Source organism: Pseudomonas sp. LABIM340, from assembly GCF_040017195.2.
In the GTDB taxonomy this organism is placed as follows: domain Bacteria; phylum Pseudomonadota; class Gammaproteobacteria; order Pseudomonadales; family Pseudomonadaceae; genus Pseudomonas.
In genome coordinates this window covers 1,070,392-1,095,766 of sequence record NZ_CM200227.1, presented here as the reverse complement: position 1 = coordinate 1,095,766, position 25,375 = coordinate 1,070,392, and the positions used below count along the sequence as shown (strand labels likewise).

Here is a 25,375-nt window from a genome sequence, read left to right as displayed (position 1 = left end):
CTGACGCAGGATCAATAGACATCGCGGCGGTAGCGCCCGCTCTCCAGCAGCGCCTCGACCTCGGCGTCGCCAAGCATCTCGCGCAGGGAGCGGTCGACGCCTTCAGCCATGCCCTGCAGGCTTCCGCAGACATAGATCGCCGCGCCGTCGTCGAGCCACTGGGCGAGGACTTCGCCGCTGGCGCGCAGGCGGTCCTGCACGTAGACCTTCTCGGCCTGGTCGCGGGAGAAGGCGACATCCAGGCGCTGCAGTTCGCCGCGCGCCAGCAGGCCTTCCAGTTCCTCGCGGCAGTAGAAGTCGTGGGCGATGTTGCGCTCACCGAACAGCAACCAGTTACGCGAGCGGCCCTCGGCCACGCTCGCCTGCAGCAGTGCCCGCAGGCCGGCGATACCGGTGCCGTTGCCGATCAGGATCAGCGGGCGATCCTCCTCGGTCAGGTGGAAGCTGCGGTTGCGGCGCAGGCGCAGCAGCAGGCTACCGCCCTCGGGCAGGTATTCGGTCAGCCAGCCGGAGCAGATGCCCAGCGAGCCGTCGGCGTGCTGCTCCTGGCGGACGATCAGCTCCAGGGCGCCTGCACTGCGCAACGAGGCAATGGAGTACTGGCGCACCGAGAGCTTGATCAGCGCGTCGTAAACCGCCTGGCCGTGCTGGCCGACCAGGTGCTCGAGGTTGCCCGGCAGCAGGCAGCCGGCCAGGGCGTCCTTCAGCGGCAGGGCCAGTCCATCCACTTGCACCTTGGCAGCACCATCGAGGCCGAGGCGTTCGAGCCAGCGGGCAACGAGGAAGTCCGGCTGGCGCGGGACGATTTCCACCAGGTCGCCGGCAGCCCAGTCGATCTGCGAATCGCTCGGTGCGTTCAGGCGCAGCAGCCAGGTGGATTCGCCCTGGCTGCCGGGGTTGAGGTGCTCGCGACCGCTCAACGTCCAGACTTCGAAAGCTGGTGCGCTGAAGGCCACCTGCGGCGCAGCGCCGGAGAGTTCGGCCAGGCGCACCTGCCAGTCGTGCAGCGCAGCGGCATCGCCGTTGTCCACTTCCACGCCGTCGAACAGCGGCCGCGCGCCCTGCCCTTGCAGCCAGCCCTGCATGCGTCGGGCGAAGCCGCAGAAGTGTTCGTACTGGCGGTCGCCCAGGGCGAGGATGGCGAAGCGCAGGTCATTGAGGCCGAGGGCCTGGCCCAGCAGTTGGCGCTCGAAGCCACGGGCGCTGTCCGGTGCCTCGCCCTCACCGAAGGTGCTGACCACGAACAGCGCGTTGCGGGTCTGCTCCAGCTGCGCACGATCCAGCTTGCCCAGCGGCTCGACACGCACCGGCAGGCCGGCGGCCTGCAGCTGGCCGGCGCTCTGCCACGCCAGTTGCTCGGCGAAGCCGCTCTGGCTGGCGTAGCCCACCAGCCAGGAGTCGGCGCCAGCGGCGTTTTGGTCCAGCTCGCCACGGGCGGCCTGTGCGGCGCGCTTCTTGCGGCGGCGGTCGAGGTAGAGCAGCCAGCCGGTGATGAAGAACAGCGGCATGGTCAGGCTGGCGAGCATCATCAGGATGCGCCCGGTAAGGCCGAAGTAGCTGCCCACGTGCAGGGCGTAGACGCTGGTGAGCAGTTGCTTGCCGGCGCTGCTGTCGTTGTAGCGACGGTGCTTGAGCAGCTTGCCGCTGGCCGGGTCGATGGTCATCTCGTTGAAGGCACGCTCGTGGGCGGCGTCATCGAGGAGGTAGAACACGGTGGCCGGCTGGCCCTTCACCGGCGGCAGGCGCAGGTTGTAGGCGGTCATGTTGGGGCCGCCGGTCTGCGCGATGGTGTTCCAGATGGCCGTGGCATCCACCACTGGCGGCGGGCCTTCGGGCACCGGACCGCGCTTGCCGCCGCGCTGGCCGCCCTTGGCCTGGCCGGCGGGGGCGTCGTCGAGCAGCTTGAACAGGCCGTTGCGGTACCACTCGTAGGACCAGTACAGGCCGGTCAGCGAGGCCAGGAGGTAGAACACCAGGCACCAGGTGCCGGCGACGGCGTGCAGGTCCCAGTTGAAGGCGCGGCCCTTCTTGCGCCAGTCGAAGGTCAGCCAGGTGCGCCAGTTCAGCGCCTTGCGCGGCCAGCGCAGGTACAAGCCTGAGAGGCAGAAGAACACCAGGATCAGGGTACAGGCCGCCGTGATCCGCTGGCCGACTTCGCCGGCGGCGAGGAAACGGTGCAGCTGCATGATGAACATGAAGGCGCCCTCGCCCACTGGCGCGGGCAGAGCTTCTGCGGTGTACGGATCGACATAGAGCGATTCGCCCCGGCGCTGGCCCGGTGGCGGGGTGAAGAAAATACGCGCGGACTCCACGCCCTCGGTCTTCAGCCAGAGGAAGGAAACCTTCTTGCCCGGCTCGGCGCTCTCCACCCGGCGGATCAGTTCGTCCATCGGCAGCACGGCTTCGGCGCGCTTTTCCACCACCAGACTCTGGGGGTTGATGGCGCGCAGGATTTCATCCTGGAACGACAGCATCGCCCCGGTGATGCCCATCAGCGCCAGCACCAGACCTGCGCTGATACCGAACAGCCAATGCAACTGGAACAGGACTTTCTTCAACACCGCGGCTTCACCTTCGCAGACCCTTCACGCAGGGCGGGCATTTTAATGAGAATGGCTCGCAAGCGCAGCCCATTTAACAATCTTTACCCTGGCCTTACCTTCACCGAACGGGCGCCAGCCCGGACAAAGAAAAGCCCCGGCCGAGGAGCATCGGCCGGGGCGCGGCGCCAGAGGTGCGCGCCCCAACGCAAGGAGCTCGTCCCTAGAAGTGGACGTTGACGCCCAGCAGCGCGGTGCGGCCGGGGGCCACGTGGGCCATGTGGGTGCTGAAGACCTGGTCGAAGTAGCGCTTGTCGGTCAGGTTCTGCACGTTGAGCTGCAGGTCGACGTTCTTGCTGATCACGTACTTGGCCATGGCGTCGTAGCGCCAGTAGGACGGGATCATCGTGCTGTTGGCGGTATTGCCGTACTGCTCGTCGACGTAAGTGGCGCCGCCGCCCACGGTGAAGTTCTGCAGCACGTCGTAGGTCGACCAGAGGGTGAAATTGTTCTGTGCGGTCTGTGGCATGCGGTTGCCTTCGTCGCTGGCCACGCTGGACTTGAGGATCTCGCTGTCCAGGTAGGTGTAGCCGCCGAAGACTTTCCACTTGGGCGTCAGTGCGCCGCTGAAGCCCAGCTCGATGCCCTGCACACGCTGCTCGCCATCGAGCACCTGCACGGTGGAGTCATCCGGCGAGGCGACACGGGCGTTGGTCTTGTCGGTGCGGAAGATCGCCGCGTTGAGCGACAGCGCTTCGTCGAAGAACGCCCACTTGGTACCGATCTCGTAGTTGCGGTTGCGCTCCGGATCGAGGTTGGTGTTGGCCAGGGCCAGGTCACCGCCGCCTTCACCGGCAGTCTCGCCGCTGGGGTTGCTGGAAGTGGACCAGGCGGCGTAGATGCTGCCGTTGGGCGCTGGTTTGTAGACCACACCGAGCTGGTAATTCCAGAAGTGCGAGTTGTTCTGCCGGTCGAAATCGCCGGCGGGCGAGCCACGGCCGCCGGTGGAATAACCGCTGGAACGGGTCTCGAAGTCGTCGTAGCGCAGGCCGAGGTTGAGGTCCCACTGCTCGCTGAGCTTGAGGGTATCGAACACGTAGGCCGAGGCGGTCTTGGTGTCGGTGTCGGTAAAGGCGGCGCTGTCGGTGATGCTGCCGGTCCAGTGGTCGCCCGGGGTCGGCTTGTTCAGACTGGTGCAGTCGCCGCTGGCGATCAGCGATGGCGTACAGATGTTGCCAGTGCCGCCGCCCGGAGTGATCACGTAGGGGCGGTTGTGCACGTCCTCGTAGCTGAACTCCATGCCGGTCACCAGGGTGTGGCCGACGAAGCCGGTGTCGAAGGTGGACTTCAGGTCAGTCTGGTTGACCCAGCCCTTGGAGGTGGAGTTGCGGTTCTTCGAGGAGCGATAGACCAGACCGTTGGCGACATTGCCACGACTGTCATCGGGGTTGGTGACGATGTAGTCGAGAGTGGTGCGTACCAGGCGGAAGCTGTTGGACAGGGTCAGATTGTCGTTCAGGTCGTGCTCGATCCGGAAGGTCCCGGTATCGGTGGTGCTCTTGCGATAGTCGCGATCGTTCAGGCCGTAGAAGTTGCTCTTGTCCACGGATACCGGCTTGCTCGGGTTGCGCTCGCTGCGCCCGGTCAGGGTCAGCGGGATGCCGTAGTCGGGCATGTCGTCGGTGGACAGGTGGTAGTAGGACAGCGTCGCACGGGTCGGCGTGTTGAAGCCGAAGGTGATGGTCGGCGCGACGCCCCAGCGGCTGACATTCACCTCGTCGCGGCCGGCGACGTTGGCATCGTGCTTCATCAGGTTCAGGCGGAAGGCCGCGTTGTCGCCCAGCATGTGGTTGACGTCGAGCGTGGTACGGCGAGTCTGGTCGGTGCCCAGCACGACGCTGGCGTCGTTGAAGTCAGCCTGCTTGGCGGTCTTGCTGATCAGGTTCAGGCTGCCGCCGGTGGAGCCGGCGCCGGTATAGGCCGAGCCTGGGCCCTTGCTGACTTCGATCTGCTCGATGTTGAAGATTTCGCGGGTCTGCGAGGCGACGTCGCGCATGCCGTCGAGGAAGGTATCGCTTTCGGCGTTGAAGCCGCGGATGAACGGACGGTCACCCGCCGGGTTGCCACCCTCGCCTGCCCCGAAGGTGATACCTGGCGTAGTGCGCAACGCATCCTGCAGGGTCAGCGCACCGGTATCCTTGATCACCTGCTGCGGAATCACGGTGACGGTCTTGGGCGTATCCAGCAGCGGCGCGGTGTACTTCTCGTTGGAGGACTTCTCGACGTTGTAGGTGGTCGGGTCCTGCTGCTGGGTGCCGACGACGGTGTCGGCGTCCAGGGACAGCACGTCCTGGCCGGACTTCTTCGGCGAAGCCTCGGCAGCATGGGCCAGATGAGTACCGGACATGGCGGTGATCGCCACGCCGACAGCGCTGACTAGAAGGCGCGGCTTGCTGCCGGCGAACTCGGTGGATTGACGCGACATCGAAACTCCCTCCCCAGGGGTTCATGAAGGCCGCGCAATTTATTGCAACTGAGAATTTGTATCAATTCACATTCATTACCATACGCACATGATTTACAACTTTTACACTTTCTCCCTGTCGGAAGTAGGGGTATGGCGGTTGTACCGACATGTTGCAAATCATTATCATTGGCAAATTATCGAAACTGATGGAACCGGCCCATGCTGCTGCACATTCCCGGCGTCTTCACCCGCGATGAGGTGACTCGCATCCGCGCCGCCCTGGAACAGGCCGAGTGGGCCGACGGCAAGGTCACCGCCGGCTACCAGTCGTCCCGCGCCAAGCACAACCTGCAACTGCCGCAGGACCACCCGCTGGCCCGCGAGATCGGCGAAGCCATGCTGCAGCGTCTGTGGAGCAACCCGCTGTTCCAGTCGGCCGCGCTGCCGAGCAAGGTGTTCCCGCCGCTGTTCAATTGCTACACCGGCGGTGGCTCGTTCGACTTCCACATCGACAACGCCGTGCGCGACACCCAGGGCGGCCGCGAGCGGGTGCGCACCGACGTGTCCTCGACGCTGTTCTTCAGCGACCCGGACGACTACGACGGCGGCGAACTGGTGATCCAGGACACCTACGGCACCCAGCAGGTGAAGCTCCCGGCCGGCGACCTGGTGCTCTACCCCGCCACCAGCCTGCACAAGGTCAACCCGGTGACCCGTGGCGCGCGTATCGCCTCGTTCTTCTGGACCCAGAGCCTGGTGCGCGAGGACAGCCAGCGCGCCCTGCTGTTCCAGATGGACCAGTCGATCCAGGCGCTGACCCGAGACGTGCCGGAGCATCCGGCGCTGATCGAGCTGACCGGCACCTACCACAACCTGCTGCGCCGTTGGGTGGACGTCTGACCCGCCATGAGTTTCATCCTGCGTCGCACTGAAGAAATCAACGTCGAAGACCTCACCGGCCAGCTCGCCGATGACCCGCGGCAGACCGCCCGCCTCATCGTGACCGGTGCCCGCGAGGGTGACCTCGAAGCCCAGGCATTGCTTGGTCAGATCCTCCTCGACGGCCACGGCATCGAGCAGGATGTCGACCTCGCCCTGACCTGGTTCGGCATTGCCGCCGAGCGCGGCCACGCCATGGCGCGCAACATGCTCGGCCGCTGCCTGGAGCATGGTTGGGGCTGCGCGAAGGACGAGGCCGGCGCCGCCCGTCATTACGCCATCGCTGCGCAGCAGAAACTCGATTGGGCGATGTACAACCTCGCCAACCTGCTCTCCACCGGCCGTGGCGTGGAACGCGACGACGCCCGCGCACTGGCGCTGTACCAGAGCGCGGCGACGCTGGGTCACGCCAAGTCGATGAACCTGGTCGGGCGCTTCCACGAGGAGGGCCTGGTGGTGCCGCGCGACCTGGAGACGGCGCGCCAGTGGTACCGTCGATCGGCCGAGGCCGGCGACTTCCGTGGTCAGTTCAGCCACGCTTCGGTGCTCGCCGAGCGCGGCGACCTGCCAGCCGCGCGCATCTGGCTGGAACGCGCGCTGGAAGGCGGCAACCTCAACTTCCTGCGCGTGGCCCGCCACCAGCTCGCCGCCTCCATGCCGCCGAGCCTGCGCGAGCTGACCCTGGCCTACTTCCAGCGCGCCGCCGAACTGGGCGACGAGTCGGACCTGCATCACCTCGCCGCGCAGATGGGCGTCGCCTGACGCCCCTTGACGTAATTTTCACGCCACCCCTGCTAGCTTTGCCGGCTAACCTGGCTGCCGGAGCGTTCGGCAGCCGCCACGTAACGACGAGGCGCAAGTGTCGAACACCACATCCCCCGTAGCGCGCAAACGCGTGGACTGGGCCGCCCTGGGCTGGCTCCTGCTGTTCTTCTGGTACTTCTCCGGAGTTACCCAGGCGCTGATCCTGTTCAGCGGCACCACCGGCTTTGCCGGCTTCCGTGACGCGTTCTTCCTCAGCAGCCTGTGGCTCGCACCGCCGCTGCTGCTGCCGCGCTTCACCAGGGGCATCGCCGCCGTCATCGGCCTGGTGCTCTGGGGCGCCTCGCTGGTGGGCCTGAGCTACTTCGGCATCTACAAGCAGGAGTTCTCGCAGAGCGTCATCTTCGTGATGTTCGAGTCGAACACCGCCGAAGCCGGCGAGTACTTCAGCCAGTACTTCAGCCTCTGGCTGTGCCTGGCACTGCTGGCCTACAGCGTGGTCGCCGTGGTGCTCTGGAAGCGCATCCGCCCGATCAGCATGCCGGCCTACGCCCGCGTGCCGCTGGCCGTGCTGCTGGTCGTGCTGAACCTGTTCTACCCCTTCTACAAGCAGATGGTCACCCAGGAGCGCACCTTCGCCCAGGCCGTGGAAAAGGTGCAGTCGCGCATGGAGCCGGCCGTACCGTGGCAGTTGGTGGTCGGCTACGTCCAGTACCGCCAGCAGCTGGACAACATGCAGAAACTGTTGCAGCAGAACGCCTCCCTGCCGCCCCTGCAGAACCTCAAGGACAGCAGCGGCAACGAACCGCGCACCCTGGTCCTGGTGCTGGGCGAATCCACTACCCGCCAGCACATGCACCTGTATGGCTACGGCCGCGACACCACGCCGAACCTCGACGCCCTCGCCGCCAGCGGCCAGGGCCTGACCGTGTTCAACAACGTGGTCGCGCCGCGCCCCTACACCATCGAGGTGATGCAGCAGATCCTCACCTTCGGCGATGAGCAGAACCCGGACAGGTTCCTCACCGATCCGTCGCTGATCAACCTGATGAAACAGGCGGGCTACAAGACCTTCTGGATCACCAACCAGCAGACGATGACCAAGCGCAACACCATGCTCACCACCTTCTCCCAGCAGACGGACGAGCCGGTGTACCTGAACAACCAGCGCAACCAGAACGCCAGCCAGTACGACGGCGTGGTGCTGGACCCGTTCGAGAAGGCCCTGAAGGACCCGGCGCAGAAGAAGTTCATCGTGATCCACCTGCTGGGCACGCACATGGACTACCGCTACCGCTATCCGGACGAGTTCGCCCACTTCAAGGACCGCCAGGGCGTGCCTTCGGCGCTGTCGGATGACCAGGTGGAGACCTACAACTTCTACGACAACGCGGTGCGCTACAACGACTTCGTGGTGTCGAGCCTGATCAAGCGCTATTCGGCCGCCAACGCCAACGGCTTCATGCTCTACCTCTCCGACCACGGCGAGGAGGTCTACAGCTCGGGCAACCACGACCGTCTGGGCCGCAACGAGATGGACCCGACCCGGCCGATGTACACCATTCCGTTCATGGTCTGGACTTCGCCGAGCTGGCAGGCCGAGCACCCGCGCGACCTGCAGGCAGTGGCCAACCGCTCCTACAGCAGCTCGCACCTGATCCACACGCTGTCGGACCTCGCCGGCCTGAGCTACGACCGTTACGAACCGGCCAAGAGCCTGGTGAACGAGCAGTTCGCCGCCGCCCCGCGCTGGATCGGCGACCCGTACAAGAAGGACGGTCTGCACGAGTTCGACAAGCTGCCGCAGGACAAGGCCGCGCCGGAGCAGGAAATCGCCAAGGACGCCAAGGCTCCCGCGACGGCCCAGGCTCCAGTGCAGACGCAACCCAAGGAGGGTTGAGTCTCCCGCGATGCGATGAAACGCCCCGCCCCTGCGGGGCGTTTTTAATTGTGCCCCAACAATGAATTCAACCTGCAGGAGCGCCCCATGGGCGCGACCGCGGGCATGGCCCGCTCCTGCAACAGCGCGCGGCGGATTCAACCCGTAGCGCGCAGTCGCGGTACAGAACGGCAGAAAAGAAAAAGCCCCGCATCAGCGGGGCCTTTTCAGGACAGCATGGCTTACAGGTAGAAGGCCTTCAGCGGCGGGAAGCCGTTGAATTCCACCGCACTGTAGCTGGTGGTGTAGGCGCCAGTGGACAGCCAGTACAGGCGGTCACCAGCAGCCAGGTTCAGGGGCAGGCCGTACTTGTAGTGCTCGTACATGATGTCCGCGCTGTCGCAGGTCGGACCGGCGATCACCACTTCTTCCAACTCGCCCGCCTTCTCCACGTGGATCGGGAACTTGATGGACTCGTCCATGGTTTCGATCAGGCCGGAGAACTTGCCTACGTCGGTGAACACCCAGCGCTCGACCGCGGTACGCGACTTGCGCGCCACCAGCACGACTTCACTGACCAGGATGCCGGCGTTGGCGATCAGCGAGCGGCCCGGCTCCAGGATGATTTCCGGCAGTTCGTCGCCGAAGTCTTCCTTGAGGAAGCGGATGATTTCTTCCGCGTAGGTTTCCAGGCTGTTGGTCTTGGCGATGTAGTTGGCCGGGAAGCCGCCGCCCATGTTGATCAGCTTCAGCTCGATGCCGTCTTCTTCCTTCAGGCGCTCGAAAATGACCTTCACCTTGGCGATGGCTGCGTCCCACACGCCGATGTCGCGCTGCTGCGAACCCACGTGGAAGGACACACCGTAGGGCACCAGGCCCAGGTCGCGGGCCAGCACCAGCAGGTCCATGGCCATGTCGGACTGGCAGCCGAACTTGCGCGACAGCGGCCAGTCAGCCGAGGTGGAGCCTTCGGTGAGGATGCGCACGTAGACCTTGGAGCCCGGCGCGGCCTTGGCGATGTTGCGCAGGTCGGCTTCGGAGTCGGTGGCGAACAGGCGCACGCCCTTCTCATAGAAGTAGCGGATGTCGCGGGCTTTCTTGATGGTGTTGCCGTAGCTGATCTGCTCGGCGCGCACGCCGGTCTTCATCACCTTGTCCAGCTCATAGATGGAGGCGATGTCGAAGTTCGAACCCTTGTCGCGCAGCAGTTCGGTGATCTCGGTGGCCGGATTGGCCTTCACTGCGTAGTAGATCTTGGCGAACGGGAAGCAGCCGGTCAGCTGGTCGTAGGCATCGGCGATGGTCTGCTTGTCGATGACGACGAAGGGGGTTTCCTGCTTGTCGGCAAACGCCTTCATACGCTGGAAGGTTTCGGGGGCGAAGTAATCCTCGACCTTGATGGACATGGTTGGGACTCCAAATGGCAGAACAGGTTATTCGTAGGGGTGAAGCTGAACGTCGAATCCGTTTCCCCACTTTGGTTCGCCTACTTCCCAAGGCATGTCGCCGAGTATCACCGGTACCGGTCAATGGAGCCGGTGCCTCTCGTCGTCAGTACTTGAGCCGGATGGATCGTTTCCAGCATGGACGTTCGGGCGCGAACTTTAGGACCTGAAGTCACTGAGTTCAACCCTGAATTGCCGCTTTTTCGCATCCCTTTGTCGCACTGCCGGTTGACTGTTTTGGATACTCAACAAAATGCACGGAATACCGCACAGAACGGGGCTTTCGACGCGTTTCTGCATCATCGTCCTACTGAGTTAACGACCGGTGACAGAGGGGGGAGTTCAGCTGTTTGGGATGGGTGGTGCGGGAGGGGATTTTTCGGGAATTTCGGAGCGGGGGCCATCCCCTCACCCCTGCCCTCTCCCAAAGGGAGAGGGGGTAATCCGAGCAGGCCGGAAGTTTGCCGCAGATGGACAGGCTGACGCTGGCCTGGCAACAAACCGCGGACGGTCCCCTCTCCCTCCGGGAGAGGGTTAGGGTGAGGGGCACGTGCCCGCTGGAAATATCAGGAAGCCTGAGCAACCTCCGCCGGCGACACGATGTTGGTCTTGCGCCCACGCGAGCGGCCCGAGCTCAGGTAATCGGCGATCGACTCCTGCGTCACCTCGCCGAGGAACTGCCCCTCGGCATCCAGCACCGGCAGCCACGAGCTGTTGAACTCGTACATGCGCGACAACAGGATGCGCAGGTGCTCGTCGTGGCTGGCGGTCACGCGGAACTCGTTGAGGAAGTCGCTGCACGCGCCTTCCTTGCGGCGCATGTCCTTGCGGCGCACGTAGCCCAGCCCCTTGCCGTTGGCGTCGACCACCACCAGGTAGCGGCGGTCGTCTTCCTCCATCTTCTCCAGCGCTTCGGCGACGCTGGTCTGCGGGTTGGCGGTGACGATGCTGCTGTCGGCGGCATCCTCGGCACGCACCAGCAGCAGACGCTTCAAGGTGCTGTCCTGGCCGGTGAAGGCGCTGACGAACTCGTCCGCCGGGTGCGCCAGCAGGGTGTCCGGGTGATCGTACTGGAGCAGGCGGCCGCTCTTGAACACGGCCACCTTGTCGCCCAGCTTGATGGCCTCGTCGATGTCGTGGCTGACCATGATCACGGTCATGCCCAGCTTGCGCTGCAGCTCGAAGAACTCGTTCTGGATCGACTCGCGGTTGATCGGGTCCACCGCACCGAACGGCTCGTCCATCAGCAGCAGCGGCGCGTCGGCCGCCAGCGCGCGGATCACGCCGATACGCTGTTGCTGCCCGCCGGACAGCTCGCGCGGGTAACGCGACAGGTACTGCTTGGGCTCGAGCTTGACCATGGCCATCAGCTCGCGCGCCTTCTCCTTGCACTTCTGCTTGTCCCAGCCGAGCAGGCGCGGCACGACCATGATGTTTTCCTCGATGGTCATGTTGGGGAACAGGCCGATCTGCTGGATCACGTAGCCGATCTGCCGGCGCAGGGTCACCTCGTCCAGTTCGGCGGTGTCCTGGCCGTCGATCAGCACACGCCCGGAGGTGGGCTGGATGATCCGGTTGATCATCTTCAGCGTGGTGGTCTTGCCGCAGCCGGAGGGGCCGAGGAACACGCAGATCTCGCCCTTCTCCACAGTCAGGCTGACCTTGTCGACGGCACGGAATTCCTTGCCGTCCTTGAGCGTGAAGGTCTTGGTCAGTTGGTCGAGTTCGATCATGTTCAGTCTCCTGTCTGCGGGCGCAGGCCCTTCGGGGTGAGCGCACGCTGCAGCCATTGCAGCAGCAGGTCGGCGGCGATGGCCAAGAGGCTCACCAGCACGGCGCCGACCACCAGCATGGGCATGTTGGATTGGCTGATGGAATTGAGGATGAGGACGCCCAGGCCACCGGCGCCGATCACCGCGGCGATGGTCATCACGCCGATGTTCATCACCACGGCGGTACGCACGCCGGCGAGGATCACCGGCACGGCGATGGGGATGTCGACCATCCGCAGGCGCTGCCAGAAGGTCATGCCGATGCCCTTGCCGGCTTCGCGGATGCCGGGTTCGACATTGGTCAGCGCGAGGTAGGTGTTGCGCAGGATCGGCAGCAGCGAATAGAGGAACACCGCGGTGATCGCCGGCAGCGGGCCGAGGCCCTGGCCGATCTTCGAGTAGAGCGGCAGCATCAGGCCGAACAGCGCGATGGACGGGATGGTCAGCACCACGGTGGCGGCGCCCTGCAGCGGCCCGGCGAGCCAGCGGAAGCGCGTCATCAGCACGCCCAGCGGCACGCCGACGATGATCGCCAGGCCCACGGCGATGGACACCAGCATCAGGTGCTGCAGCGTCAGTTGCCCGACCTGGGTCCAGTCCAGGCGGGAAATCACGGTCATGAAGTCCATGTCAGTTCTCCTCCCCGGCGGGCTGGTCATTGGTGGACTGGGCCTTGTCGCCCAGCAACTTGTGCTCGCGCAGGAACTTCTGCGCCACGCGCTGCGGCGGCTCCTGTTCGATGTCGACCTGGGCGTTGAGCGCCTGCATGGTCTTGTCGTCGAGCAGGTCGGAGATGGGCTCGAACAGGGTCTTCAGCTCCGGGTGCTTTTCCAGCGTATCGGCGCGCAGCACCGGCGCGGCGTTGTAGAAGGGGAAGAAGTGCTTGTCGTCTTCCAGCACGCGCAGCTTGAAGTCCTTCAGGCGGCCATCGGTGGTGTAGACGAGACCGACGAACACCTGGCGGTTCTTCAACGCGGTGTAGACCAGCCCGGCATCCATCTGCCGCACGTCGTCGCGGGTGAAGTGGAAGCCGTACAGCTCGCTCATCGGCCCGAGGCCATCGGGACGCCCGGCGAATTCCGGGTCCATGGCGAACAGGTGGGTCTGCTTCGCGCCCTGCTCCTTCATCACCCGCGCCAGGTCGCTGAGGGTGCGCACACCGAGTTGCTCGGCCTGCTCCTCGGGCATCGCCAGCGCATAGGTGTTGTTGAACGGCGCCGGCTTGGGCCAGACCAGGCCCTTCTTGCCGTCCAGCTCGCGGACCTTGGCCAGGGACTGCTGGGCGTCCAGCTTGTCCTTGACCTTGTTGTAGACGATCAGCGACGAGCCGGTGTACTCCCAGACCAGATCCAGCTGTCCGCTCTGCTGGGCGCTGCGCGCCAGGGTGCTGCCCAGGCCGTTGGTGACCTTCACGTCGTAGCCCTTGCTCTGCAGGTACTGCGCGGTGATGGCGGTGAGGATGCGCTGTTCGGTGAACGGCTTGCCGCCGATGCGGATCACATCGGCTGCGTGCGCCGTCCCGGTAGCGACGGCGAGCAGCAGGCCCAGGGCGCCGAGCAGTCGTTTCATACCCGATCCTTTGAAGTCGAGAGCTTTCATTGCGTCAGCCCCCGCTCCAGCACGCTGCGGCTGAACAGTACCACCAGGCCATCGAGCACCAGCGCCAGCAGCGCGGTGCACACGGCGCCGAGCAGCAGCTTGGACTGGTCGTCCAGGGCGATGCCGGGGAAGATCAGGCTGCCCAGGCTGTTGGCGCCGATCAGGAAGGCCAGCGGGGCGGAACCGACGTTCAGCGCCAGGGCGATGCGCACGCCACCCATGATCAGCGGAACGGCATTGGGCAGCTCGACACGCAGCAGCACCTGGCGCGGGGTCATGCCGATACCGGTGGCCGCTTCCTTGAGCGAGGCCGGCACGGCGCGCAGGCCTTCGTAGGTGTTGCGCACGATGGGCAGCAAGGATGCGAGGAACAGGGCGAGGATCGCCGGGCCGTTGCCGATCCCGACTATCGCCAGGGCAATGGCCAGTACAGCCAGCGGCGGGATGGTGTTGCCGACGTTGAACACCTGCATCAGGCGTTCGGCCTGCCCCTGCAGGGCGGGCCGGCTGAGCAGGATACCGGCGGGGATACCGACCGCGACGGCGGCCAGCATGGACACGAACACCAGGAACAGGTGTGCCTGCAGGTAGAACAGCAGGTCTTCGCGGTACTGCCACAAGGTGGCAGGGGTGATCCAGTGGATCAGCAGGGCCAGCACAACGACTGCAAAGCAGACGCCGAACAGGGCCTTGCCCGTGGTGGACTTCACCATGGTTGGGGGACTCCCTTCGGGTGCGCGGCGACTGGCATCGCCACGCTCACTTGACGCTCGATCCCGTCCAGAAAGCTAGTTGGGACCGCGATTAAACGCGACGGGAATCAAGCACTTGCAGAAGCCTTTACGGATTGCCGTCGCGAAGGGGTGGACCCCCGTCCGTGCGCTTACGTTCAATAAAATTGCCATCTTTGTGCCATCGCGCGCAGGCGAAATCGGCGTCAGTCCCCATGGTCCGGGGCCTGCGGGCGACAAAATTATTTTCAAAAAAACCGCCGATCCGGCTGAACCATCGCCCCTCACCGCTTGCCCAACGCCGAATGCGCCCGGCGAAGACGCACGCGGTTTCGCTCAGCGGTTATCATCGGGTTCCTTTCGCGTGCCCCCGACCCATGGATAGGTCACTCGGGGCCGGCGTCTTGCCTACCACGGAGATCCATCACCATGCTTGATCTGGCTGCGGCGTTCATCGCGCTGACCACCCTGCTCACCTACGTCAACTACCGCTTCGTCCGCCTGCCGCCGACCATCGGCGTCATGGCCACCGCCCTGGTGTTCTCCTTCATCGCCCAGGGCATGTCGCTGCTCGGCTACCCGGTCCTGGAAGTCGAGATGCAGCAGATCATCAGCCGCATCGACTTCTCCGACGTGCTGATGACCTGGTTCCTGCCCGCCCTGCTGTTCGCCGGCGCGCTGCACGTGAACCTCGCCGACCTGCGCAACTACAAGTGGCCCATCGGCCTGCTGGCCACCTTTGGGGTGCTGATCGCCACCACCGTGATCGGCTACCTGGCCTACTACACCTTCGCCCTCTTCGGCTGGCACGTGGACTTCATCTACTGCCTGCTGTTCGGCGCGCTGATCTCGCCCACCGACCCCATCGCGGTGCTGGGCATCCTCAGGTCCGCCGGTGCGCCCAAGCCGCTGGCCACCACCATCGTCGGCGAATCGCTGTTCAACGACGGCACCGCCGTGGTGGTCTTCACCATCCTGCTGGGCATCCTGCTGGCCGGCGAGACACCCACCGCCTCCACCATCGCCTGGCTGTTCGTGCAGGAGGCCATTGGCGGCATCCTGTTCGGCGCGGCGCTGGGCTACGGGGTGTTCCTGATGATGCGCGGTATCGACCAGTACCAGGTGGAAGTCATGCTCACCCTGGCCCTGGTGATCGGCGGCGCGGCGCTGGCTGCGCGCCTGCACGTGTCGGCGCCGATCGCCATGGTGGTGGCCGGCCTGATCATCGGCAACCAGGCGCGGCAGTACGCCATGTCCGACGAGACGCGGCGCTACATCGACAAATTCTGGGAGCTGATCGACGAGATCCTCAACGCCCTGCTGTTCGCCCTGATCGGCCTGGAGCTGCTCCTGCTGCCGTTCAACTGGCTGCACGTGGTCGCCGCCTTCGTCCTCGGCGGCGCGGTGCTGATCTCCCGCCTGCTCACCGTGGCCCCGGCCATCCTCGTGCTGCGCCAGCGGGAAAACGGCCGCCGCCAGGTACCTGCCGGCACCATCCGCATCCTCGTCTGGGGCGGCCTGCGCGGTGGCGTCTCGGTAGCCCTGGCGCTGTCCCTGCCGCTGGGCGAGCAGCGCGACCTGATCCTCAGCCTGACCTACGTGGTGGTGCTGGTGTCGATCCTGCTCCAGGGCCTGTCCATCGGCCCGCTGGTGCGGCGCATCTACAAGGGCGCCGAGCCCGCCGCCGACAGCCACCACTGACGGCGCTCTCCAGGGGCCTTGAGCCTTGCGTCGCCGGGTCTGCCGGCGACGCCTCGAATCAGGCTATAATCCCGCGTTTTTCGGGCCGCTCGCCGCCCGTCTTCACCGAATCGACCAGGCACCCATCCATGAGCATCCAAGCCGCCGAAGTCGCGAAGCGCCGCACGTTCGCGATCATTTCCCACCCCGACGCCGGTAAGACCACCATTACCGAGAAGCTCCTGCTGATGGGCAAGGCGATTGCCGTCGCCGGTACCGTGAAGTCGCGCAAGTCCGACCGCCACGCCACCTCCGACTGGATGGAGATGGAGAAGCAACGCGGCATCTCCATCACCACCTCGGTGATGCAGTTCCCCTACCGCGAGCACATGATCAACCTGCTCGACACCCCCGGCCACGAAGACTTCTCCGAAGACACCTACCGCACCCTGACCGCGGTGGACTCGGCACTGATGGTCCTCGACGGCGGCAAGGGCGTCGAGCCGCGTACCATCGCCCTGATGGAAGTCTGCCGCCTGCGCGACACGCCCATCGTCAGCTTCATCAACAAACTCGACCGCGACATCCGCGACCCGATCGAGCTGCTCGACGAAATCGAAGCGGTACTGAAGATCAAGGCCGCGCCGATCACCTGGCCGATCGGTTGCTACCGCGACTTCAAGGGCGTGTATCACCTCGCCCAGGACAAGATCATCGTCTACGTGCCGGGCCACGGCCACGAGCGCATCGAGACCAAGGTCATCGACAAGCTTGACTCGGACGAAGCACGCGCGCACCTGGGCGACCTCTACGACAACTTCCTCGAAGAGCTGGAACTGGTGCAGGGCGCCTGCCACGAGTTCGACAAGGACGCCTTCCTCAAGGGCGAGATGACCCCGGTGTTCTTCGGTACCGCGCTGGGCAACTTCGGTGTCGACCAGGTGCTCGACTGCATCGTCGACTGGGCCCCGCAACCGCTGGAGCGTGGCGCCCACGAACGCACCGTGGCGCCGACCGAGGAGAAGTTCTCCGGCTTCGTGTTCAAGATCCAGGCGAACATGGACCCCAAGCACCGCGACCGCATCGCCTTCATGCGCATCTGCTCGGGCAAGTACGAGAAGGGCATGAAGATGCGCCACGTGCGCCTGGGCAAGGACGTGAAGATCGCCGACGCGCTGACCTTCTTCTCCAGCGAGCGTGAGCAGCTGGAAGAGGCCTTCGCCGGCGACATCATCGGCCTGCACAACCACGGCACCATCCAGATCGGCGACACCTTCACCGAAGGCGAGGCGCTGGGCTTCACCGGCATCCCGCACTTCGCCCCGGAACTGTTCCGCCGCGTGCGCCTGAAGGACCCGCTCAAGTCCAAGCAACTGCGCCAGGGCCTGCAGGAACTGGCCGAGGAAGGCGCCACCCAGGTGTTCTTCCCCGAGCGCAACAACGACATCATCCTCGGCGCCGTCGGCGTGCTGCAGTTCGACGTCGTCGCCAGCCGCCTGAAAGAGGAATACAAGGTCGAGTGCGCCTACGAGCAGATCAACGTCTGGTCCGCGCGCTGGATCGAGTGCAAGGACGAGAAGAAGCTCAAGGAGTTCAAGGACAAGGCCTTCGAGAACCTGTCCGTGGACGGCGGCGGCCACCTCACCTACCTGGCCCCGACCCGCGTGAACCTGAGCCTGATGGAAGAGCGCTGGCCGGACATCACCTTCCGCGCCACCCGCGAACACCACTGAGTTCGCCGCTCACGAAAACGCCCGCCTTGTGCGGGCGTTTTCATTGGTGCCGCCGGCTGGAACCACTGCATTCACCTGGACACGTCCGTGCCCGTGCCGTGCTCGCACCGGGTACCCTGTAGGAGCGGGCCATGCCCGCGATCGCGTCCATGGGGCGCTCCTACAGGGAACGGCGTGCCATCCCGCAGGACGCACGCGACAGCCACTCACGGATCGAGCGCACCGGAACGCCAGGTGCTGGAAGTCGCACTGCCGGTCAGCTTGGCGGCGATGGCGCCCTGCGGGATCAGCCGGTCGCGATAGCGTGTGGCAAGCAGCCCGCTCTGTGGTGCGCGCAGGATGTGCTCGCTGCTGGCGTCGCCGGGGCGGGAGACGATGCGGCCGAAGCGCTCGCCCGCCTCGATCCACTCGCCCAGTTCCCGCTCGAAGACCAGCACGCCGGCCGCGGGGGCGAACACGGTTTCCATGAACCCCATGGGCGTGGCGACGCCCTTCCACTCCGGCAACGGCCCGGCGTCGGTGACCACGCCACGGGCGCCGAGGAAGCGGTAGAGACCATCGACATCCTGCTGTGCCAGCGCATCGCTGACGTCGCCCTGGCCGCGCAGTTCGACGGTTGCCACCAGGCGTCCGGCGAAGCGCTGTTCGGCCAGCCACGGGGCGATCACCACCTCCTCGAACGCGCCGTCGCCATCGCCTTCCCAGATGATCGCCAGCTCCGCGCGGAGCGCGGCGGCGAGGTCCTGCGCGGCAGGCCAGAAGCACTCGTGGATGTAGACATACTGCAGCGCCTCATCGTCGGTGTGCAGGTCGAGAACGATGTCCGCCGGTGCGGCCAGTTCGGCCACGCGCTTCTGCCACAGCGTGAGGTTATCCAGCGTGCCGCTGGCGGCCGCCGAGGCAATGAAGCCACGATTGAAATTGCGCGAGGTCGCGTCGTGGTTGCGACCGAGAATCCGTCCCTGGCGGAACTGCGCAATGCCGAAGGGATTGGCCTGCGGCACCACCGTCACACTGCCATTGAGCACACCGCGTTCGGCGGCATCGCGCAGGCGTGGCAGCAGCTCGTGCAGCACCAGCATCCCGGCGATTTCATCGGCATGCACGCCAGCCTGCAGGTGCACCTTCGGCCCCGGCCTGCCGCCATCGATACGCCAGGCGCGCACGCGCAGCTCGGCACCGGAATCACCGGGTACGCTGAAGGATACGTCCTCGATCATTTGCACTGCCTCCTCTGTCCTGTGTCTGTCCGAAAAGCCCATGGAAATCTTCGCCAGCGCCTCCTAGTATCGAACCCGTTCGCCGCGTACCGGCACCACGCTAACAGGACGCCCGCCCTTGGATATCCCCCGCCAGAAAGCCCAGCGCGCCACCTCCGAGGAACGCCGCGACCACCTGGTCCGCGCCTGCCTCAAGTGCCTGGTCGCCGATGGCCATGCGGGTATCTCGGTGCGCCGCATCGCCAAGGAAGCCGGCGTCGCAGTGGGCCTGGTGAACCACCATTTCGGCAGCATCGACGCCCTGGTCGCCCAGGCCTACGAAACCCTCGCCAGCGAGGTCACCCAGGCGCTCTACCAGCAGGTCGACGCAGTCGGCCACGACCCGGCCGTGCGCATGGAAGCCTTCCTCACCGGCTCCTTCTCACCCCAGGTGCTGGACCCCGACCTGCTCAGCCCCTGGGTGGTGTTCTGGAGCCTGATCCGCCACTCGCCACCGGTGAACGAGGCGCACGAGCGCGGCTACCACAGCTACCTCGCGATCCTGGAAAAACTCATCAGCGAACTCGCCAGCGCCGAGGGTTTCAGCGTGGCGCGCCCGCGCCTCGCCGCCATCGGCCTCTCCGCCATGCTCGACGGACTGTGGCTGGAGTGGTGTCTGAATCCCTCGACCTTCAGCGCCGCCGACGGCCTCGAACTCAGCCGTTGCTGGGTGGAGGGACTCCGCCGCGGCGCCTACGCGTAATCGCTCACACGGCCGTACGCGGCCTTCGCTTGCCCAGCCATGAACGCTGCGTCGTCTTCTGCTCGCGGCGAACCGGCGTGGCGCGCTCCAGCACGGCAAACAGCGCTTCGATGATGAAGGTCAGGCAGACATAGATCGCCGCCACCAGCAGCAGCGGCTCATAGATCTGGAAGGTCTGCGCACGCACCACGTTGGCGGCGCCGAGCAGGTCGACCACGGCAATGGTGGAAGCCAGCGCGGTGGACTTGAGCAGCATCACGCTCTCCCCCGCCAGCGTCGGCAGCAGCAGGCGAATCGCCCGCGGCAGCCACACGCGGTAGAGCACCAGCGTGCGGTTCATGCCGAACGCCGAAGCGGCTTCCAGCTCGCCACGCGGCACGGCCTTCAGGCCGCCGCGCACCACCTCGCCGACGTAGGCGCCGACCGAGAGGATCAGCGCGATCACGATGTACCAGAAGCCATCGCGCAGGTACGGCCAGAGGAAGCTGCCGCGGATCAGCGGGAACTGCGCGAACAGGCTGCCCAGGCCGTAGTAGAAGATGTAGATCTGCACCAGCAGCGGCGTGCCGCGAATCACGCTGGTGTACGCCAGCGCGAGGCGCGAGACCAGGAAGTTGCGCGACATCCGCGCCAGCGCCACACCCAGCGCCAGCACGAAGCCCAGCGTCGCGGAAATCAGCAGGATCACCAGGGTGGTGCCCAGGCCCTTGAGCAGCAGGGCCCCGTAGACGAATAGCCAGTGTTCGTTCATCGCCGCGCCTCGTTCAGACCGCCGGAATCCAGCGGCGGAAGCGCCGCTCCAGGTAGCCCGCGAACAGGTTGGAAAGCACGGTGAGCACGTAATACAGCGCCGCCGCGGTGAGGTAGAAGGTCAGGTAGTGACGGGTCGAGCCGGCGGCCTGCTTGGCGGTGTAGAGCAGCTCGTTGGTGCCCACCACGCTGATCAGCGCACTGTCCTTGATCAGGTTGACCCACAGGTTGGCCATGCCGGCCAGCGCGTTGGGCGCCATCATCGGCAGGGTCACCCGGCGGAACAGGCCGAAGCCGTGCATGCCGTAGGCGCGCGCCGCTTCGATCTGGCCATAGGGAATCGACTGGATGGCACCACGGAAGATTTCCGAGGCGTAGGCGCCCTGCACCAGGCCGAGCACGACGATGGCCACCATCATGCCGTTGAGCTTCACCTGGCCGTAGCCGAGCCACTCGAAGAACTGGTTCAAGCCCATGGAGCCGACGTAGAACAGCAGCAGGATCAGCAGCAGCTCCGGCACCGCCCGGCACAGCGTGGTATAGCCGCGCGCGAGCATCGCCAGCGGGCGCGGTCCGCCGATCTTGGCGCTCGCCGCGGCCAGGCCGATCAGCAGGCCGACGAGAAAGGCGCCGACTGAAATCTGCAGGGTGACCAGCAGCCCCTTGAGCAGGGCCGGGCCCCAGCCGGTTGGGCCGAAGCCGATCAGGTCGAAGATGCTTTGCATGGCCGTCTCCAGGGTGGGAGGCTCAGGGTCGTCCCCGTGCCCGCAGCGGGCACGGGTTCGGCTCACGCCGGGATCACTGCTTGGGCGCGACGCTCATGCCGAAGTACTTGTCCGACAGCGCCTTGTAGTCATCGCTGGCGAGCAGCTTGCCGATGGCCTCGTCCATCTTCGCCTTCAGTTCGGTATCGCCCTTGCGCATGCCGGCACCGACGCCGCGGCCGAACAGCGGGTCGTACTTCACTTCCCCCTTGTTGACGATGCCGGCCGCCTGGGCATCCGGCGACTTGACGAAGGACGCCACGGCGATGCCGTCGGCCATCATCAGGTCGATGCGCCCGGCCACCAGGTCGGCGTTCACCGAGTCCTGGGTGTCGTAGTAGCGCACGTCGGCGATCTTCTCGTAGTACTGCTTGAGGTAGTTGGAGCTGACGGTGGAGATCTGCACGCCGATGGTCTTGCCCTTCAGGCCCTCGGGGCTGATCTGCACGTCCACCGCCTGGGGCGCGGCGACGGCCACCGGGGTGTCGTAGTAGGGGCGGCTGAAGGCGATCTGCTTCTCGCGCTCATCGGTGATCGACAGGGAGTTGAAGATCACGTCGATCTTCTTCGCCAGCAGCGCCGGGATGATGCCGTCCCAGGCCACCTCGTCGATCTCGCAGGTGGCTTTCATCTCGGCGCAGACCTTGTGGATAAGGTCCGGCTCGAAGCCGACCCAGCTGCCATCGGGCTGCTTCTGCGAGAACGGCGGGTAGGGTTCGGCGGCCAGGGCGAAACGGATCGTCTCGGCCTGGGCACTCGCCACGCCGGCCACCAGCATCGCCGCACCCACCATCAGATTGCACAGACCTTTCTTGTTCATCGTGATCCCCTGCATTGTTTTACTTAGTGTTGGGTCACGCTCATCGATGCGCCGACAGCGCGGCATCGGTCAGCGATTCTGGTGCGCGTTGACGAACTGCCGGCAGCGCTCGCTGCGCGGCCGCGAGAAAACCTCCTCGGCGGTGCCTTCTTCCTCGATCAGGCCTTTGTGGAGGAACGCCACATGGCTGGACACGTCGCGGGCGAAAGCCATCTCGTGGGTGACCAGGATCATGGTCCTCCCTTCCTCCGCCAGCGAGCGGATCACCTTCAGCACTTCGCCCACCAGCTCCGGGTCCAGCGCCGAGGTCGGCTCGTCGAACAGCATCACTTTCGGCCGCACGGCCAGCGCGCGGGCAATGGCCACGCGCTGCTGCTGGCCGCCGGAAAGGAAGGCCGGGTACTCGTGGCGCTTCTCGGCCAGGCCGACGCGCTCCAGCAGCGCCTCGGCGCGCTCGCGGGCCTCGGCCTTGCTCTCGTGGAGGACGAAGGTCGGCGCCTCGATCAGGTTCTCCAGCACGGTGCGGTGCGGCCACAGGTTGAAGCTCTGGAACACCATACCCAGCTGCGAGCGGATGCGGGTGAGCTGCTTCTGGTCGGCCACCATCGGCTCGCCGTGGCGGTTCTGGGTCAGGCCGATGGTCTCGCCGTTGACGGTGACCGAGCCCTGGTTGGGAATCTCCAGCATGTTGATGCAGCGCAGCAGGGTGCTCTTGCCCGAGCCGCTGGCGCCGATCAGCGAGATCACCTCACCCTCGCGCGCCGACAGCGACACGCCCTTGAGCACCTCGAAGTCGCCGAAGCGCTTGTGGATATCGCGCACTTCGATCACCGGTCTGGACTGCGCTTGCGGCTCCTGCAGGAGCGGGCCATGCCCGCGACCCGCCTCGGCACGGGCCACATCACGGACGGAGTCCGCTCCTACGGAATTGGCCTTCGCCGGAAGGGATTCGACGAAGCGAATGATCCGCGCACAGGCCTCCGCCATGCTCTCGTCGCTCAGGCCAAAGGACAGCCGCACGAAGCCCTCCGCCTGCGGGCCGAAGGCCGCTGCGTCGAGCACCGAGACGCCAGTGGCATGGAACAGCTGCCAGGAGAAGTCCAGCGAGCTGAGGCCGGTGTCGCGCACATCGACCATGACGAACATGCCGGCCTCGGGCGACAGCACCTTCACCCGTGGGCAATCGCTCAGCGCGGCGACCACCAGATCTCGGCGGCGGCGGTAGATCTCGCGCATTGTCGTGACTACCTCGTCGTGACGCTCCACCGCCGCGAGGGCGGCTTCCTGCACGAAGCCCGGCAGGCCGTAGAACATGTTCAGCGCGAGGTTTTCCAGGTGCCCGACCAGCGTCGGGTTGGCGACTATCCAGCCAGCGCGCCAGCCGGTCATGGCGTGGGATTTCGACAGGCTGCCGATGCTCAGGGTGCGCTCGGCCATGCCGGGTAGCGCGGCAAAGCTCTGGTGCTCACGCTCGAAGGTCAGGCCCTCGTAGACCTCGTCGACCACCACCCAGAGGTCGTGAGTCTCCGCCAGCGCGGCAATGGCCAGCAGCTCGTCGCGGTCCAGCACGACGCCGGTCGGGTTGCTCGGGTTGGCGAGGAAGATCGCCTTCGTGCGCGGGGTGATCGCTGCGGCGATATCGGTGGCCAGCGGGCGGAAGCCGTTTTCCGGACGGGTCGGTACCCCGACCAGCACGGCGCCGGTGGCTTTCAGCGTGGCTTCGTAAGTGACGTAGACCGGGTCGAAGGTGATGACCTCGTCGCCCTTCTCCAGCAGGCACATCGCGGCGGCAAACAGGCCGTTTTGAGCACCGGCGACGACGATGACGTTTTCAGGCCCTGCCTTCTGGCCGAAACGCCGCTCATGCAATGCCGCGATCGCCTGGCGCAGTGCGGGCTTGCCGGCCACGTCACTGTAATGGGTGTCGCCGTCGCGCAACGCGGAAACGGCGGCATCGGTGATGAAGTCCGGGGTTGCGAAATCGGGGTCGCCGACGCTGAGCACTATCACGTCGCGGCCGGCTCGCTGGGCGGCAATGGCGGCGTAGTGAATGTCCCAGGCAGCGACGCCGGGTCCGACCATCCTGTCCACAAGCGACGAATAACGCATGCAAGGGCCTCATCCGAATGACGGAATGTCCTGCAGAAAGGTCCGCAGGAGCGTTGGGCCACCATAGCCAAGGATGAACGAGTGTTCAACAGCGTTTTCCGACATCAGCCATGTCGTTTTCAGACCGTTCACTCACCGCCCTTCCTATCTTCGGATGTCCCATGTCGCAGACTCGACCGACGAACGGAATCACGACATCCACTTAACGGCTTCTTAACGATCGTCCCCGTAGCGTTTACACATCTTGAAACAGAGCCGCTACGGCCGTTGGAAACCCACATGGAAATGCCCTTCCTCCCCTTCTCCCGCCCTAGCATCGGCGAGGAGGAGATCCAGGCAGTCAATGAAGTGCTGCGCTCGGGCTGGATCACCACCGGGCCGAAGAACGCCGAACTGGAGCAACGCTTTGCCCAGTCGATCGGCTGCCGCCACGCCGTCGCGCTGTCCTCCGCTACCGGCGGCATGCACCTGGCGCTGCTGGCCCTGGGCATCGGCCCGGGCGACGAGGTGATCACCCCGTCGCAGACCTGGGTCTCCACCGTCAACATGATCAGCCTGCTGGGCGCCACCCCGGTGTTCGTCGATGTCGACCGTGACACCCTGATGACCGACGCCGCCCGCATCGAGGCCGCGATCACCCCGCGTACCCGCGCCATCATCCCGGTGCACTACGCCGGCGCGGCGTGCGACATGGACCCGATCGACGAGCTCGCCCTGCGCCACGGCATCCCCGTGATCGAGGACGCCGCCCACGCCGCCGGCACCTTCTACCGGGGCCGCCCGGTGGGCCAGCACGGCACCGCGATCTTCTCCTTCCACGCGATCAAGAACCTCACCTGCGCCGAGGGCGCCATGTTCGTCACCGATGACGAAGTCCTGGCCAACCGCGTGCGCACCCTGAAGTTCCACGGCCTGGGCGTCGACGCCTACGACCGCCTGACCCACGGCCGCAAGCCGCAGGCGCAGGTGGTGGAGCCGGGCTTCAAGTACAACCTCACCGACATCAACGCCGCCATTGCCCTGGTCCAGTTGCCCAAGCTCGAAGCGATCAACGCCCGCCGCGCCGAGCTGGCCGCTGGCTACGCCGAGCGCCTGGCGCACCTGCCCGTGCAACCGCTGGTGGTGCCGGACTACCCGCAACATCACGCCTGGCACCTGTATGTCCTGCGCATCGACCAGGAGCGCTGCGGCATCGACCGCGACGCCTTCATGCAGGGCCTGCAGCAGCGCGGCATCGGCAGCGGCATCCACTTCATCGGCAGCCACCTGCACAGCTACTACCGCCAGCGCTACCCGCGCGTGCAACTGCCCAACACCGAGTGGAACTCCTCGCGGATCGTCTCCATCCCGCTGTTCCCCGACATGACCCAGGCCGACCAGGACCGTGTGGTCGACGCCATCGAAACCCTGCTTCGGTAACGCC

General features: G+C 65.6%; 19 protein-coding genes. 7 read left to right on the top strand and 12 right to left on the bottom strand.

What is annotated here, in order from left to right:
• Window positions 1-11: 11 nt before the first annotated feature.
• Both ABKS89_RS05300 and ABKS89_RS05295 read right to left on the bottom strand, forming a co-directional pair.
• Entirely contained in the window at window positions 12-2,558 is a 2,547-nt protein-coding gene (locus tag ABKS89_RS05300; protein WP_348588181.1) for a PepSY domain-containing protein, read from the bottom strand.
• Between the two features lie 205 nt (window positions 2,559-2,763).
• Complete coding sequence (locus tag ABKS89_RS05295; RefSeq protein WP_348588077.1) at window positions 2,764-5,025, bottom strand: TonB-dependent receptor; 2,262 nt, start codon at window positions 5,023-5,025, stop codon at window positions 2,764-2,766.
• A 201-nt stretch (window positions 5,026-5,226) separates the two neighbouring features.
• Here ABKS89_RS05295 and ABKS89_RS05290 point away from each other — a divergent pair, with 201 nt between their 5' ends.
• The 3 genes from ABKS89_RS05290 to ABKS89_RS05280 all read left to right on the top strand — a co-directional run bounded on the left by ABKS89_RS05290 (window position 5,227) and on the right by ABKS89_RS05280 (window position 8,608).
• On the top strand, window positions 5,227-5,907 hold the full coding sequence (locus ABKS89_RS05290; protein ID WP_138212235.1) for a Fe2+-dependent dioxygenase: 681 nt from the start codon (window positions 5,227-5,229) through the stop codon (window positions 5,905-5,907).
• Between the two features lie 6 nt (window positions 5,908-5,913).
• On the top strand, window positions 5,914-6,708 hold the full coding sequence (locus tag ABKS89_RS05285) for a tetratricopeptide repeat protein (protein ID WP_138212234.1): 795 nt from the start codon (window positions 5,914-5,916) through the stop codon (window positions 6,706-6,708).
• Window positions 6,709-6,805: 97 nt separating this feature from the next.
• Window positions 6,806-8,608 carry a phosphoethanolamine transferase CptA gene (locus tag ABKS89_RS05280; protein ID WP_348588078.1) on the top strand — a complete coding sequence of 601 codons (1,803 nt, stop codon included), beginning with the start codon at window positions 6,806-6,808 and terminating at the stop codon, window positions 8,606-8,608.
• A gap of 221 nt (window positions 8,609-8,829) precedes the next feature.
• On the opposite strand, the gene ABKS89_RS05275 is transcribed toward ABKS89_RS05280, so the two are convergent.
• The 5 genes from ABKS89_RS05275 to ABKS89_RS05255 form a co-directional block, all read right to left on the bottom strand.
• Window positions 8,830-9,993 carry a type III PLP-dependent enzyme gene (locus ABKS89_RS05275; protein ID WP_045209531.1) on the bottom strand — a complete coding sequence of 388 codons (1,164 nt, stop codon included), beginning with the start codon at window positions 9,991-9,993 and terminating at the stop codon, window positions 8,830-8,832.
• 605 nt (window positions 9,994-10,598) lie between these two features.
• Window positions 10,599-11,765 (bottom strand): osmoprotectant ABC transporter ATP-binding protein OsmV, encoded by a 1,167-nt coding sequence (locus ABKS89_RS05270; RefSeq protein ID WP_138212232.1) that lies wholly within the window; start codon window positions 11,763-11,765, stop codon window positions 10,599-10,601.
• A gap of 2 nt (window positions 11,766-11,767) precedes the next feature.
• Entirely contained in the window at window positions 11,768-12,433 is a 666-nt protein-coding gene (locus tag ABKS89_RS05265; RefSeq protein WP_081517409.1) for an ABC transporter permease, read from the bottom strand.
• Between the two features lies 1 nt (window position 12,434).
• A complete protein-coding gene (locus tag ABKS89_RS05260; RefSeq protein WP_348588079.1) occupies window positions 12,435-13,373 on the bottom strand; it encodes a glycine betaine ABC transporter substrate-binding protein in 939 nt (312 codons plus the stop codon).
• A gap of 26 nt (window positions 13,374-13,399) precedes the next feature.
• Window positions 13,400-14,116, bottom strand: coding sequence for an ABC transporter permease (locus ABKS89_RS05255; protein WP_348588080.1), 717 nt, complete (start codon window positions 14,114-14,116; stop codon window positions 13,400-13,402).
• 447 nt (window positions 14,117-14,563) lie between these two features.
• Between ABKS89_RS05255 and ABKS89_RS05250 the strand changes: the two genes are divergently transcribed.
• Complete coding sequence (locus ABKS89_RS05250; protein WP_138212229.1) at window positions 14,564-15,835, top strand: cation:proton antiporter; 1,272 nt, start codon at window positions 14,564-14,566, stop codon at window positions 15,833-15,835.
• Between the two features lie 128 nt (window positions 15,836-15,963).
• Window positions 15,964-17,547 (top strand): peptide chain release factor 3, encoded by a 1,584-nt coding sequence (locus tag ABKS89_RS05245; RefSeq protein ID WP_054906664.1) that lies wholly within the window; start codon window positions 15,964-15,966, stop codon window positions 17,545-17,547.
• Between the two features lie 206 nt (window positions 17,548-17,753).
• Here the strand turns inward: ABKS89_RS05245 and ABKS89_RS05240 are convergent, their stop codons facing one another.
• Window positions 17,754-18,767 (bottom strand): M14 family metallopeptidase, encoded by a 1,014-nt coding sequence (locus ABKS89_RS05240; RefSeq protein WP_348588081.1) that lies wholly within the window; start codon window positions 18,765-18,767, stop codon window positions 17,754-17,756.
• Window positions 18,768-18,885: 118 nt separating this feature from the next.
• Here ABKS89_RS05240 and ABKS89_RS05235 point away from each other — a divergent pair, with 118 nt between their 5' ends.
• Complete coding sequence (locus ABKS89_RS05235) at window positions 18,886-19,509, top strand: TetR/AcrR family transcriptional regulator (protein ID WP_348588082.1); 624 nt, start codon at window positions 18,886-18,888, stop codon at window positions 19,507-19,509.
• A 4-nt stretch (window positions 19,510-19,513) separates the two neighbouring features.
• Here ABKS89_RS05235 and ABKS89_RS05230 read toward each other — a convergent pair whose 3' ends face one another.
• The 4 genes from ABKS89_RS05230 to ABKS89_RS05215 form a co-directional block, all read right to left on the bottom strand.
• Entirely contained in the window at window positions 19,514-20,260 is a 747-nt protein-coding gene (locus tag ABKS89_RS05230) for an ABC transporter permease (RefSeq protein WP_138212226.1), read from the bottom strand.
• 13 nt (window positions 20,261-20,273) lie between these two features.
• On the bottom strand, window positions 20,274-20,984 hold the full coding sequence (locus tag ABKS89_RS05225; RefSeq protein WP_015475765.1) for an ABC transporter permease: 711 nt from the start codon (window positions 20,982-20,984) through the stop codon (window positions 20,274-20,276).
• A 73-nt stretch (window positions 20,985-21,057) separates the two neighbouring features.
• Window positions 21,058-21,843, bottom strand: a complete 786-nt coding sequence (locus ABKS89_RS05220; RefSeq protein WP_138212225.1) for a transporter substrate-binding domain-containing protein — start codon at window positions 21,841-21,843, stop codon at window positions 21,058-21,060.
• A gap of 69 nt (window positions 21,844-21,912) precedes the next feature.
• Complete coding sequence (locus tag ABKS89_RS05215; protein ID WP_348588083.1) at window positions 21,913-23,952, bottom strand: aminotransferase class I/II-fold pyridoxal phosphate-dependent enzyme; 2,040 nt, start codon at window positions 23,950-23,952, stop codon at window positions 21,913-21,915.
• Window positions 23,953-24,231: 279 nt separating this feature from the next.
• Here ABKS89_RS05215 and arnB point away from each other — a divergent pair, with 279 nt between their 5' ends.
• Window positions 24,232-25,371: a UDP-4-amino-4-deoxy-L-arabinose aminotransferase gene (gene arnB / locus ABKS89_RS05210; RefSeq protein WP_348588084.1), complete on the top strand. Its 1,140-nt coding sequence runs from the start codon at window positions 24,232-24,234 to the stop codon at window positions 25,369-25,371.
• Window positions 25,372-25,375 lie beyond the last annotated feature (4 nt).